This is a genomic window from Micrococcus sp. iso_239, from assembly GCF_056173395.1.
Genome location: NZ_CM149672.1, coordinates 1,376,619 through 1,389,764 on the forward strand (window position 1 = coordinate 1,376,619; position 13,146 = coordinate 1,389,764).

Sequence of the window (13,146 nt, forward strand, 5' to 3'; positions counted from 1 at the left end):
TCGACTTGATACCCGGGAGGGGTATAGCGTTGACTGGACCAGAACGAACAGGAGACTTCATGCGCAAGCACCTCAAGACCACCGTCGCCGCAGGAGTGCTCGGAGGAGCGCTCGTGTTCACCGGCTGCAGCACCGGCGGCGACCAGGACCAAGGGACCCCCTCGACGACCAGCCAGCACGAGGGCCACGGCAGCAGCTCTGACAGCGGCGGGATGGAGCATCCGATGGACGGCGGCCCCGCCCCCGAGGGCATCGAGACGGCTGCGTCGCCCACATACCCGGTCGGCACCGAGGTCACGCTCACCGCCGACCACATGGAGGGCATGGACGGTGCGAACGCGATGATCGCCGGCGCGTACGACACGTACACCTATGCGGTGGACTTCACGCCGTCCGCAGGCGGGGAGCCGGTCAAGGATCACAAGTGGGTCGTCCAGCAGGAGATCAAGGACGCCGGAGATGAACGTCTGGCCGACGGCACCGAGGTCACTCTCGAGGCCGAACACATGGAAGGCATGAAGGGCGCGAAGGCGACCATCGCCTCCTCCACCGAGGAGACCGTCTACATGGTCGATTACGAGTCCGACGGCATGACGATGACCAACCACAAGTGGGTCGTCGAGAGCGAGCTCAAGCCGGCCTCCTGAGCCGATCGCCGCGGGCGCGCTGAAGGTCCGCGGCGAAATACGACCCGATCGAAGGAAAGATCGGGGAATGACGAGGGGAAGCGAAGAGCATGACGGACCCGACCACGCATCACCATGACCACGCCGGCGTCGCGACCACCGAGTCCGGCCACCGTGACGACTCGCGCGCCGAGAACGAAGACCACACCATGGAACACGGTGACCACGCCGGGCACGGTCATCACGGCGGTGGTCACGCGGGCCACGGCGACCACGTCGGCCAGTTCCGGCGGCTGTTCTGGATCAATCTGATCATCGCCATCCCGGTGGTCGCGTTCTCCCCCATGTTCGCCATGCTCCTGGGCTACTCGGTCCCCAGCTGGGCGGGCTGGGTCGCCGCAGTCCTCGGCTCCGTCATGTACGCCTGGGGCGGCACCCCGTTCCTCACCGGTGCTGTCAGCGAGCTGAAAAGCCGCCAGCCGGGGATGATGCTGCTCATCGCGCTCGGCATCACCGTAGCGTTCCTCGCCTCCTGGGCCGCCACTGTCGGTCTCGTCCACCCCGAGCTCGAGTTCTGGTGGGAGTTGGCGCTGCTGATCGTCATCATGCTGCTGGGCCACTGGATCGAGATGCGCTCACTGGCCCAGACCACCTCGGCGTTGGACTCCCTCGCCGCGCTGCTCCCTGACGAGGCTGAGCGTATAGAGGGAGACGACGTCGTCAAGGTCGACCCGGCAGAGCTGCGCGTCGGCGACGTCGTCATCGTCCGGCCTGGCGGCAGCGTCCCCGCCGACGGCACCATCGTCGACGGCCGCGCCGACATGGACGAGTCCATGATCACCGGCGAATCACACCCCGTCGCCCGCGGCGAGGGCGAGAACGTCACCGCCGGCACCGTGGCCACCGACTCCGGCCTGCGCGTAGAGATCACCGCCACCGGCGACGACACGGCTCTGGCGGGCATCAACAGGCTCGTCGCCGAGGCGCAGGGCTCATCTTCCCGTGCCCAGCGCATCGCCGACCGGGCTGCGGCCCTGCTGTTCTGGTTCGCCCTCGGAGCTGCGCTGATCACCGCCGTCGTCTGGACGCTCTTCGGGCTCCCCGACGACGCGGTCGTTCGCACCATCACTGTCCTCGTCATCGCCTGCCCCCATGCGCTGGGTCTGGCGATCCCTCTGGTCGTGTCCATCGCCACCGAGCGCGCCGCCCGCGGCGGCGTCCTGATCAAGGACCGCCTCGCCCTGGAGTCCATGCGCCAGGTCGACGCGGTGCTCTTCGACAAGACCGGCACCCTGACCAAGGGCGAGCCCACCGTCACCGGCGTGGAGCCGACCGGCGGCCTGAATGCCGAACAGCTTCTCGCCCTGGCCGCCTCCGCCGAGGCCGACAGTGAGCACCCCCTCGCCCGGTCCATCGTCACCGCCGCCAAGGAGAAGGGCCTCGCCGTCGAACCGGCCAGCGGGTTCACCTCCTCCCCGGCGGTCGGCGTCACCGCGACGGTGGCCGACCATGAGATCCGCGTCGGCGGACCCCGTCTGCTCGAGGAGACCGGCCAGGACGAGATCGGTGTCGCCGACGAATGGCGGGCAGAGGGTGCGATCATCCTGCACGTCCTCCGCGACGGCAAGGTCATCGGCGGTCTCAAGCTCGCCGACGAGGTTCGCCCAGAGTCCCGCGACGCCGTCGATGCGCTCCATCAGCTCGGCGTCGAGGTCGTCATGATCACCGGCGACGCGGAAGCCGTGGCGAACGAGGTGGGAAGAGAGCTCGGCATCGACCGGGTCTTCGCCGGCGTCCGCCCCGAGGACAAATCCGCCAAGGTCGACCAGCTGCAGAAGGAGGGCAAGAAGGTCGCCATGGTCGGCGACGGCGTCAACGACGCCCCTGCCCTGGCCCAGGCCGACGTCGGCATCGCCATCGGGGCCGGCACCGACGTCGCCATCGCCTCTGCAGGTGTCATCCTCGCCAGCTCCGACCCGCGTAGCGTGCTCTCGGTGATCCAGCTCTCCCGTGCCGCATACCGTAAAATGAGGCAAAACCTGTGGTGGGCTGCAGGGTACAACTTGCTCTCTGTGCCGCTCGCGGCTGGCGTGCTCGCACCCGTTGGCTTCGTCATGCCGATGTCAGTAGGTGCGATCCTGATGTCGATCTCCACCGTCGTCGTCGCGCTCAACGCCCAGCTGCTGCGTCGCATCGACCTCGCCCCAGATGCCAGCACCCGCTCCGTCCTGGAGCACCAGAAGTGAAGGACGCACTCGTGACCACTGAAACTGCAGCCGATGAGACCGGTGCCGACACCGGAGCCCATCGGCACGGCTACATCAGTGACAAGGACCGTTACCGCAACCGCATGAAGCGCATCGAAGGCCAAGCCCGCGGCATCACGAAGATGATCGACGACGAAAAGTACTGCATCGACATCCTCACCCAGGTCTCGGCCCTCACCCGCGCCCTGCAAGGAGTGGCGACCGGTCTGCTCGATGACCACCTCAAGCACTGCGTGCTCGACGCCGCCAAGAAAGGCGATGAAGACGCGGCCATCACCAAGATCCAGGAGGCCACCGACGCCATCAATCGCCTCGTGCGCTCCTGACACCATCCGATTTCGTCAACACAGGGTGCTTCGGACCGGTGGACCCCAGATCAGGACAAGGCTCTTGATGTCTCCGGGCAGGCGTGCTTTGCACCTCGTCGCGCCCTTGGCACCGGCGAACTCGGGATGCCTTCTGTCTAACCTGACGACATGAACACGTTCACCTGAGAAAAGAGTTGGGCATGCCACTTGCCATTGTTGCTCCGATCCAGTCCTCCAGGAGCCGCCTGAGGATCTGCGCGGCCTTGACCGGTCTGGCGACCAGCGCCGTCCTCCTGCTCAGCGGCTGTGCTGATGCGGGACCGTCCGCTGATGCAGGATCCGATCACTCACTGGTGGTCGAGCACAATCTAGACGGATTGAATGCTCGCGAGATCATCACGCGCCTCGACTCAACGAAGGTGACAGATCGCTCGTCTGAATTCATCGCGTCGATTGAACCCGACCAGCTTGTACTGACCGACGATCAGAACAATCAGACCACCGTGCCGATGCCAGAAGACGAGTTCTACGTCTCTATCGCCCCGTATCGCAGCCAGACTCACGAATGCTACTTCCACAGCCTCACGACCTGCACCGGCGAACTCGCCAATACTGACGTCCACGTCACCGTGGTCGAGGCGACGTCCGGGGAGACCCTCCTCGATGAAACGCTGACGACGTACGACAACGGATTCGTCGGGGTCTGGCTGCCGCGTGGAATTGACGCTACTCTCACTGTCTCAGCTGAAGGCCGCACCGCGAAAAAGGCCATCTCGACCCGCCCCGACGACCCCACCTGCTTGACCGGTCTTCAGCTGGTTTAAGGCCCAGGTCTCATGCTCCTCTGCAGCGCCGACAGATCAGGCGTCGAGACGTCCTGAGCCGCCCCCTTCATTCGGTCCGGACGTTCTGTGAGTCGTCGGTTTCCATTTGATGGGTGCACTGCCGAGCGTACTCGGCTGGGGTTAGGTAGCCGAGCGAGGAGTGCCGGCGGTGGTGGTTGTACTCGTCCTTCCAGTCGCCGATGATGACCTGTGCGTGCAGCAGCGAGTAGAAGCTGTTGATGTTGAGGCACTCGTCGCGGATCCGGCTGTTGAACGACTCGACGTACCCGTTGCGCCACGGCGAGCCCGGAGGGATGTAGGACAGGCCGGTGCGGGTGCCGGCCCAGTCGGCCACCGCCTCGCTGATGAACTCCGGCCCGTTGTCCGACCTGAGCACCGCCGGGGCGCCCCGGGCGGCGACGAGGTCCTCGAGGTGGGCGGTGAGTCGGTCGGCGGTAATCGAGCGCTCCACGAGCCCGCCGATGCACTCCCGGGTGTGTTCGTCGACGATCGAGCAGATCTTGATCGGTCGCCCGTGCTCGTCGGCGTCGAACTGGAAGTCCACCGCCCACACCACGTTCGGCGCGTCCGCCGTCGGCGCGTCGACGGTCGAGGACCCGACGCGCTTGCGTCGACGCCGCTGCGGGACCCGGAGCCCTTCGTCACGCCACAGGCGTTGGATCTTCTTGTGGTTCACCACCCACCCCTCGGCGCGGGCGTCGTGATACGCCCGCCGATACCCGTAGCGGGGATGGTCCTTCGCCCAGGCGCGCAGCCACTCCCTGAGCGCCCGATCCGGGTCCGCGACCGTGTCGCCCTTGAGCGGTCGCCGGTACGCGGAGCGGCTCAGCCCGACCAGACGGCACGCCATCCGTTCGCTCACCCGCAACTTGCGCTTGAGGTGATCGACGGCGGCGCGGCGCCTGTCCGGGCTTAGAAGTTTCCCTCAGCCAGCTCCTTGAGCGCGGCCTTCTCCAGCTCCGCTTCCGCGAGCAGACGCTTCAGGGTCGCGTTCTGCTTCTCCAGCTCCTTCAGGCGCTTTGCGTCGTCGGCCTTGAGGCCGCCGTACTGGTTCCGCCACCGGTAGTACGTCTGCTCGGACACCCCGAGCTCCCGGCACACCGCCGCGACGTCCTGACCATCGGCGAGCATCCTGTCGGCCTGCCCGAGCTTACGGACGACCTGCTCGGGGGTGTGACGCTTCCTGCTGTTCGTCATGATCTGACCAGTCTCCCTGCCCGCGACCGCGGGCAACAGGACGACTCTCATAACGACTGGACCTACGAAACGGGGTCAGCCCAGTCCCATCCTTGGACTCCCACAGGGTCTCGGCGTCCCGATGTGAGGATTCGCCCGAGAGCCGGCTTCAGAGTCATCGCAGGGCATCACCAGACCGGGCTGAAGCCTCGTCGACCAATATCAACCAGTGCCAACTGAAGAGCACTACATCGCTCACTCTGTTTCACGATGTGCATTTCGGGGGATCCTCTCTGTCCAGGTCCTCACGCTCATACCTGCCGGTGCTGAGCCTCGCCGAGCTTCTCGAGCACTTGACCTGGATCGTCGATCAGTTCGAACACGCCACTCGGGCGTGTCCGACAATGCCGTCGACCACGCGAGCACAGCATTCAGGACCACGGCAGCCCAGTACACGATCGCGTACTCGTCGTACCTGCTCGCCAGGCCCGGCCATTGCTTCAGGTGCGCGTCCTGGCGCTCGATCACGTTCCGGCCCGTGTAAGCCTCCGAGTCCAGGCCCACGGGTCGGCCGCCGGCCGAGCCGCGGCGTCTGCGGTGGCCCTGCTGGTCAGCCGGTTGGGGAGGACGGCCTTGATGCCACCGGCGCGCAGATGGGTGCCGATCGCCCGCGATGAGTACGCCCTCTCGCCCAGCACCGTCGACCAGCTGATGGGTCTTCGTGCTCAGCCCGCTCCGTGAGCGCCCGAGGCCGTGATCGGCGGGCTCTTCACGCGGATTCCTTGTCGTTCGATCCAGCCCCTCTGAGCCGGGTGGTGTTCCTCGCGTGCTGATGGGCGCGGGCGATCGTGGAGTCGACCGAGACCGACCAATCGATCAGGATTTCGGCATCCGCTGCAGGTGGTCCGTGTTGCCAGCACCGTGTCCCAGGTGCCCTCTTCGGCCATGCGGCCGTGCCAGGTCCACACTACTCAGCCAGGGCCCGGAGACCTCGGGCAGGTCCCGCCACGGGATCGAAGCACCTGTCCCGGTGGATGATGGCTTCGACCCTCGTGCGGTCATCGGCGAACGGCCGCCCCTGCCGGCCCGTGCAGGCGGGGAGCATCTGGAACCGGGACGTGTCTTCGAGGGCGCCAGCCGACCCTGGATTCATTGTCAGACACGCCCTAGGCCCGTCTGGCCCGAGGGTGAGCCGGACTCTGAACTGGGGGATGAAGAGCGGTCGTGCACCGGGGTCGGCCCCAGCGGCCACGACGACGGCGGCCCGCCGCCCTCCGTGCGGAGGGCGGCGGGCCGCCGTCGTCGTGGTGCCCGCGCGCGGGCGGTGTCCCGTGGATCAGGCCTTCGCGGCGATCTGACGGAGCACGTACTGCAGGATGCCGCCGTTGCGGTAGTACTCGGCCTCACCGGGGGTGTCGATGCGGACGACCGCGTCGAACTCGGTGACCCTGCCGTCCTCACCGGTGGCCGTGACCTTCACGGTCTTCGGCGTGGTGCCCTCGTTGAGGGCGGTGATGCCGGAGATGTCGAAGGTCTCGGTGCCGGTCAGGCCCAGCGAGTCGGCGTTCTCACCCTCCGGGAACTGCAGCGGCAGCACGCCCATGCCGATGAGGTTCGAGCGGTGGATGCGCTCGAAGGACTCCGTGATCACGGCCTTGACGCCCAGGAGCGCGGTGCCCTTGGCCGCCCAGTCACGGGAGGAGCCGGAGCCGTACTCCTTGCCGCCCAGGACCACCAGCGGGGTGCCCTGCTCGGCGTAGTTCTGCGCCGCGTCGTACACGTAGGCCTGCGGGGCGCCCTCCTGGGTGAAGTCGCGCGTGAAGCCGCCCTCCACGCCGTCGAGCAGCTGGTTCTTGATGCGGATGTTCGCGAACGTGCCGCGGATCATGACCTCGTGGTTGCCACGACGGGATCCGTAGGAGTTGAAGTCCTTGCGCTGCACGCCGTTCTCCAGCAGGTAGCGGCCCGCCGGGGTGTCCGACTTGAAGGAGCCGGCCGGGGAGATGTGGTCCGTGGTCACGGAGTCACCCAGCTTGAGCAGGACGCGGGCGCCGGAGATGTCCGACACCGGGTCCGGCTGCATGGTCATGCCCTCGAAGTACGGGGGCTTGCGCACGTAGGTGGACTTCTCGTCCCACTCGAAGGTGGAGCCCGAGGGGGTCTCCAGGGACTGCCAGCGCTCGTCGCCGTCGAAGATCGTGGCGTACTGCGAGGTGAACATCTCGGTGTCGATCGACGCGTCGATGATCTGCTGGACCTCGGTCGGGTCCGGCCAGATGTCCTTGAGGAAGACGTCGTTGCCCTCCGTGTCCTGGCCCAGGGCCTCGTTCTCGAAGTCGAAGTCCATGGTGCCGGCCAGGGCGTAGGCGACCACCAGCGGCGGGGAGGCCAGGTAGTTCATCTTCACGTCCGGGTTGATGCGGCCCTCGAAGTTGCGGTTGCCGGAGAGCACCGCGGTCACGGACAGGTCGTTCTCCTGGATGGCCTCGGAGATCTCGGACTCCAGCGGGCCGGAGTTGCCGATGCAGGTGGTGCAGCCGTAGCCGACCACGTTGAAGCCGAGGTCGTTGAGGGACTCGCGCAGCCCGGACTTCTCGTAGTAGTCGGTCACCACGCGGGAGCCCGGGGCCACGGAGGTCTTCACCCACGGCTTGGACTTCAGGCCCTTGGCGACCGCGTTGCGGGCCAGCACGCCGGCCGCCATCATCACGGAGGGGTTTGACGTGTTGGTGCACGAGGTGATCGAGGCGATGGACACGGCACCGTGGTCCAGCTGGAACTGGCGGCCGTCCGGCATGGCCACGTCCACGAGCTTGGACGGGCGGCCCTCGCCGGCCTCGTCCTGCGTGGCGTAGTTGTGCAGGTCCTTGCGGAACTGGTCCTTGGAGTCGGTGAGCTCGATGCGGTCCTGGGGACGCTTCGGGCCGGAGATGGAGGGCACCACGGTGGACAGGTCCAGCTCGAGGTACTCGGAGTAGGCGACCTCGGAGGACGGGTCGTGCCACATCCCCTGCTCCTTGGTGTACGCCTCCACGAGGGCGACCTGCTCCTCGGAGCGGCCGGTCAGGCGCAGGTAGTCGAGGGTGACCTCGTCGATCGGGAAGATCGCGGCGGTGGAGCCGAACTCGGGCGACATGTTGCCGATGGTGGCGCGGTTGGCCAGGGGCACGGAGCCGACGCCCTCGCCGTAGAACTCGACGAACTTGCCGACCACGCCGTGCTGGCGGAGCATCTCGGTGATGGTCAGCACCACGTCGGTCGCGGTGGCGCCGGACGGGATGCTGCCGGTCAGCTTGAAGCCCACGACCCGCGGGATCAGCATGGACACGGGCTGGCCGAGCATCGCGGCCTCGGCCTCGATGCCGCCGACGCCCCAGCCGAGCACGCCCAGGCCGTTGACCATGGTGGTGTGCGAGTCGGTGCCGACGCAGGAGTCGGGGTAGGCGCGGGTGACGCCGTCGACGTCGCGGGTCATGACGGTGCGGGCCAGGTGCTCGATGTTGACCTGGTGCACGATGCCCATGCCCGGGGGGACGACCTTGAAGTCGTCGAACGCGGTCTGGCCCCAGCGCAGGAACTTGTAGCGCTCCCCGTTGCGCTCGTACTCGATCTCCATGTTGCGCTCGATCGCCTGCTCGTTGCCGAAGTGGTCGATCTGCACGGAGTGGTCGATCACGAGCTCGGCCGGGGAGAGCGGGTTCACGCGCTCCGGGTCGCCACCCAGGTCCTGGATGGCCTCACGCATGGTGGCCAGGTCCACGACGCAGGGCACGCCGGTGAAGTCCTGCATGATCACGCGCGCCGGCGTGAACTGGATCTCGGTGTCCGGCTGGGCGTTCGGGTCCCAGGCGGCCAGGGCCTTGATCTGGTCGGCGGTCACGTTGGCGCCGTCCTCGGTGCGCAGCAGGTTCTCCAGCAGCACCTTCAGGGAGTAGGGCAGCTTCTGCGCCCCCTCGACCTTGTTCAGACGGAAAATCTCATACTCGGCGCCCTTGACGTCCAGGACGCCCTTGGAGCCGAAGCTGTCGACGGTGGTCACGAGAGGACTCCTCTTCCCGCCCGGTTTCCTCCGGGCGCTCGTCCAGTGGGGGGTGGTCACCCGCGGCCGCGGACCGCGCGCCGTCCGGGACGGGCGTCGTCTGCGTCACAGGTGCCGCACTGCGTCCCAGGGTACCGCGCCGGTCGCGTATGACGCGGGCATGGCGCGCGGCGGCCCGGAGGCCGCCGCGCGGGCGCCGGATCAGATCTCGACGACGGCCGCGGCCGGTGTGCTCTGGGCGGCCGGCACCAGCACGGTGACCGACTCGAGGTGGTGCGTGTCCGGGTAGAGGTCGAACACGCGGGCGCGCTCCACCTCGTAGCCGCCGTCGCGCAGCCACGCCAGGTCGCGGGCGAACGAGGCGGGGTCGCACGAGACGTACACGATGCGGCCCGGCTCGAGCGCGAGGATGCGCTCGATCGCCCGCCGCCCCGCGCCCGCCCGCGGCGGGTCCAGGACGACGGTGTCCAGCGCGGCACCGCCGAGGCCGCCGTCCGCCACGGGACGCTCGGGGTACTTCAGCCAGCTGCCGAGCACCTTGTCCGTGGGGCCGTTGAGCACCGAGGCCTGCGGCTGGTCGTGCAGGTTGCGGCGGGCGTCCTTCGAGGCCTGGCGGGAGGCCTCCACCGAGTACACGCGGCCCTCGGGTCCCACGGCGTCCGCCAGGTACGCGCTGAACAGGCCGGCGCCGCCGTAGAGGTCGGCCACGACCTGGCCCGGCTCGACGCGCGCGTCCTCGAGCACCGCGTCCACGAGGGTGGCCGGGGCGTGCTGGTGGACCTGCCAGAAGCCGTCACCCGTGACGCGGAAGCGCTTGGTGCCGCCGCGCTCGGACTCCACGGTCTCCTCGACCCAGGTCTTGCCGGTGATGCGCTCGACCTTGACCGGCTGGAACTGCTTCGGGCCGGGCAGGGCCAGGCCGGTGGAGACGTCCACGCCGCACGCATTGGCCGCCTGGCGGATCCGGGTGCGCAGCCGGCCGAGCTTGACCTCGTCCGCCCGCGTCTGCGGGGTGGGCGTCACCAGCACGAGGGGGCGGGAGCCGGAGGCCGGCGTCGCGACGTCCACGCGGGCGGCTCCGGTGAAGTCCCAGTCCCACAGGGCGAGCGCATCGAGGGCCGGCACGCCGAGCGGCATGTTGCGCACGGGTAGGAGGGTCGCCGAACGGTAGGCGTGCATCGCGATGTGCCCCTGGGGGGTCACCGCGAACGCGTTCCGGGTCCGCCAGCGCTGGCCGGTGGGCTCGTCCTCGGAGCCGGCGAAGCACACCTCCGGCTCCACCGCGAGGTCGGCGATGCGGTGCACCGTGTCCCGGAAGACCTGGGCCTTGAGCCGGCGCTGGTGCGGGACCACGATGTGGCCGAACTCGGCGCCGCCCACGGGCGGGCGACCCGAGGCGTGGGCGCGCAGCATGTCCGCGAGCTTCCACTGGTGGATGCGGCGGAACTCGGAGGGCCGCAGCACCTCCACGACGTCGCCGCGCCAGAAGCGGGCCCCGTCCTCGGCCTCGGTCAGGGCCACCCGGACCTTCTCACCGGGCACGGCGTGGCGCACGAAGACGACCCGCCCCTCGTGCCGGGCCACGCAGTGGCCGCCGTGGGCCATGGCCCCGACCTCCACCTCGATGGTCCTCCCGATCCCGGTGACGTCTGTGGACGTGTCGACGACTGCCATGTCTGGCTCCTCTCGCATCGCAGCGCGCTTCAGGTCTTGCCCTGAGCATCGACTGGTCAGATCATCATCATCCTTGCAGACCGATGCGGCTGTGTCGCCTCGATCGTGGGCGCGCCGTCGGACGGCGTCATCCGCCGCTCCCCGGGGGCGCCGGGGCGGTCAAGAGCCCTGGCCCTCGTGGACCTGCCACGGCACCGAGCCCACCATCACGCCCGGCTCCCGCTGCAGTCGCCGCGTCTGGCGGGTGGCGGTCCGGTTGTGCAGGAGCGTGCGCCAGCCCGGCCGGACCACGTACTCCGGGATGAACACCATGGTCAGGTCCCGCGGGGAGCGGCGTCGGTGCTCGCGCACATGCCGCACCAGGGGGGCCACCGTGTCGCGGTAGGGCGAGGCGATCACGGTGAGCGACATCGGCAGGCCGGCACGCTCCCAGGCGTCGATCACCTCCAGGGTGGCGGCGCGCTCGGCGTCCACGACGACGGCCTCGAGGGAGGACGGCCGCGACGCGCGGGCGTAGGCCAGCGCCCGCAGCGCCGGCCGGTCCAGCGTGGTCACGACGACCACCACGTGGACCCGCGAGGGCAGGGCCCGCGCGTCGTCCTGGGGGTCCGGTGCGAGCTCGCGGTCCACGTCCGCGTAGTGGCGGCGGATCCGCCCCATAACCAGCGAGCCGAGCACGATCGCCAGCAGCGCCACCCACGCGCCCTGCGTGAAGCGGGTGACCAGGACGACGACGCCCGCCAGCGCCGTGACCACCCAGGCCACCGCCGTGATGATCAGGCGCAGCCGGACGGCCGCGCGGGCCCGGGCGCCCGGTGTGTGCACGAGCCGGCGGCGCCACAGCCGCAGCATGCCGGCCTGCGCGAGCGTGAAGGCCAGCAGCACGCCGATGACGTAGAGCTGCACGAGCAGGGCGGTCCGGGCCTCGAAGAACAGCACGAGCGAGAGGGCCACGGCCCCCATCCCGAGGACGCTCCACGTGTGCACCAGCCGGTCGCTGCGGACCCTCAGCTGCCGGGGCAGGTAGCCGTCCTCGGCCACGCGCGCGGCCAGGGCGGGGAACGAGCGGAACGCCGACTTGGCCGCGAACAGCAGGAGCAGGGCGGTGGCCGCGATGGTGGCGACGGACAGGATGCTGCCCGGGCCGTACACGGTGTCCGCGAGCTGGGCGAGCACGGGGGCGGGGGCGCGGTCGGGCGTGACCTCGGCACCCGCGGCGTCCCGGAGGTTCTCCAGCTCCAGCCCGACGACGACGCCGGTGCGCTGGGCCAGGTGCATGACGCCCACGGTCAGCGCGCCGAGGGTGAGGGCCATCACGGTGAGCACCCACCGCACCGTGGGCACGGCCGGCCGGGCCATCAGGCGGGTGCTCGAGACCGGCACCTCGACGCCGGTGAGCAGCACCGATCCCGCGCTGAACGCGCGCAGGGCGAGCAGCGCCGTCGCCACGGTGCCGACGGTCCCGCCGACCCCGGCGCCCTCCTGCGTCCAGCCGGCCGTCGGCGCCGCGCCGAGCAGCCCACGGCCCTCCTGCCACAGGCCCGCCAGGACGAGCAGCGCGGTCAGGGCGACGAACACGCTCACGAGCACGGGCAGCACCCACCGGGACAGCCGCACCCCGCGGAGCGCGGCCAGCAGTACGCCCACGAGCGCGGCCGAGGCCACCAGCACGCGGCTGCCGACGGTGAGTCCGGGGGCCAGCGCCGCCACGAAGTGGGCGAAGGCGGCCACGGAGACCGCGGCGGTGAACACGAAGTCCAGCAGGAGCGCGGCCGAGGCGACGACGCCGGCCCTCGGGCCCAGCTTCATGCCGGCCATGTGATAGATGCCGCCGTGCGGAACGGCGGCGACCGCGGCGCGGAAGGACACGACGATGAGCAGCATCACCGCGACGACGGCCCAGCCGACGGCGGGTCCGAGCGCGAGCGCGGACGTGCCGGCCGCGACCAGGGTGAGGATGACCTCGTCCGGGGCGTAGGCGAGGGAGGACAGGGCGTTCGACGACGTCACGGGCAGCGCCCGCCACCGGTTCATGCGGGGCTCGTCGGCGGCGTGCGACGTCACGGGGCGACCGAGGAGGCCGCGGCGCAGGAGGGAGGACAGCGTGGCCACCGCACCACGGTACCCCCGCCGGGCCCGGACGCCGCGGCGACGCGGATGCTCCCGGACGTGCCCGCCGGATGCGAGGATGGAGCGCGCGTTGGCTCCCCG

8 protein-coding genes and 1 pseudogene are annotated in these 13,146 nt (G+C 69.4%); 4 read left to right on the forward strand and 5 right to left on the reverse strand.

All coding sequences use genetic code 11. The features are described from left to right. The first annotated feature begins 59 nt into the window (after window positions 1-59). From AC0VX2_RS06380 to AC0VX2_RS06395, 4 genes are all read left to right on the forward strand, one after another. The gene (locus AC0VX2_RS06380) at window positions 60-647 is read left to right on the forward strand and encodes a YdhK family protein (RefSeq protein ID WP_020627858.1); all 588 of its coding nucleotides are present in this window, start codon (window positions 60-62) and stop codon (window positions 645-647) included. A gap of 89 nt (window positions 648-736) precedes the next feature. Further along, on the forward strand, window positions 737-2,872 hold the full coding sequence (locus AC0VX2_RS06385; protein ID WP_036382829.1) for a heavy metal translocating P-type ATPase: 2,136 nt from the start codon (window positions 737-739) through the stop codon (window positions 2,870-2,872). Between the two features lie 11 nt (window positions 2,873-2,883). Then, window positions 2,884-3,219: a metal-sensitive transcriptional regulator gene (locus AC0VX2_RS06390; RefSeq protein ID WP_020621614.1), complete on the forward strand. Its 336-nt coding sequence runs from the start codon at window positions 2,884-2,886 to the stop codon at window positions 3,217-3,219. A gap of 182 nt (window positions 3,220-3,401) precedes the next feature. Next, window positions 3,402-4,025 (forward strand): CueP family metal-binding protein, encoded by a 624-nt coding sequence (locus tag AC0VX2_RS06395; RefSeq protein WP_144819003.1) that lies wholly within the window; start codon window positions 3,402-3,404, stop codon window positions 4,023-4,025. A 67-nt stretch (window positions 4,026-4,092) separates the two neighbouring features. On the opposite strand, the gene AC0VX2_RS06400 is transcribed toward AC0VX2_RS06395, so the two are convergent. From AC0VX2_RS06400 to AC0VX2_RS06420, 5 genes and pseudogenes are all read right to left on the reverse strand, one after another. Further along, window positions 4,093-5,243 (reverse strand): IS3 family transposase gene (locus tag AC0VX2_RS06400; protein ID WP_122054391.1). Its coding sequence is split into 2 segments (ribosomal slippage): window positions 4,093-4,973 and window positions 4,973-5,243, totalling 1,152 coding nucleotides; the frame shifts between segments, so codons are not numbered across the junction. A 369-nt stretch (window positions 5,244-5,612) separates the two neighbouring features. Next, window positions 5,613-6,375 (reverse strand): annotated as a pseudogene (locus AC0VX2_RS06405) (transposase); the annotation flags it as partial. A gap of 183 nt (window positions 6,376-6,558) precedes the next feature. Beyond that, a complete protein-coding gene (gene acnA / locus AC0VX2_RS06410) occupies window positions 6,559-9,261 on the reverse strand; it encodes an aconitate hydratase AcnA (protein ID WP_144860454.1) in 2,703 nt (900 codons plus the stop codon). A gap of 201 nt (window positions 9,262-9,462) precedes the next feature. Then, the gene (locus AC0VX2_RS06415) at window positions 9,463-10,935 is read right to left on the reverse strand and encodes a class I SAM-dependent RNA methyltransferase (RefSeq protein WP_144860456.1); all 1,473 of its coding nucleotides are present in this window, start codon (window positions 10,933-10,935) and stop codon (window positions 9,463-9,465) included. 159 nt (window positions 10,936-11,094) lie between these two features. Beyond that, a complete protein-coding gene (locus AC0VX2_RS06420) occupies window positions 11,095-13,047 on the reverse strand; it encodes an APC family permease (protein ID WP_036382845.1) in 1,953 nt (650 codons plus the stop codon). Window positions 13,048-13,146: the final 99 nt, after the last annotated feature.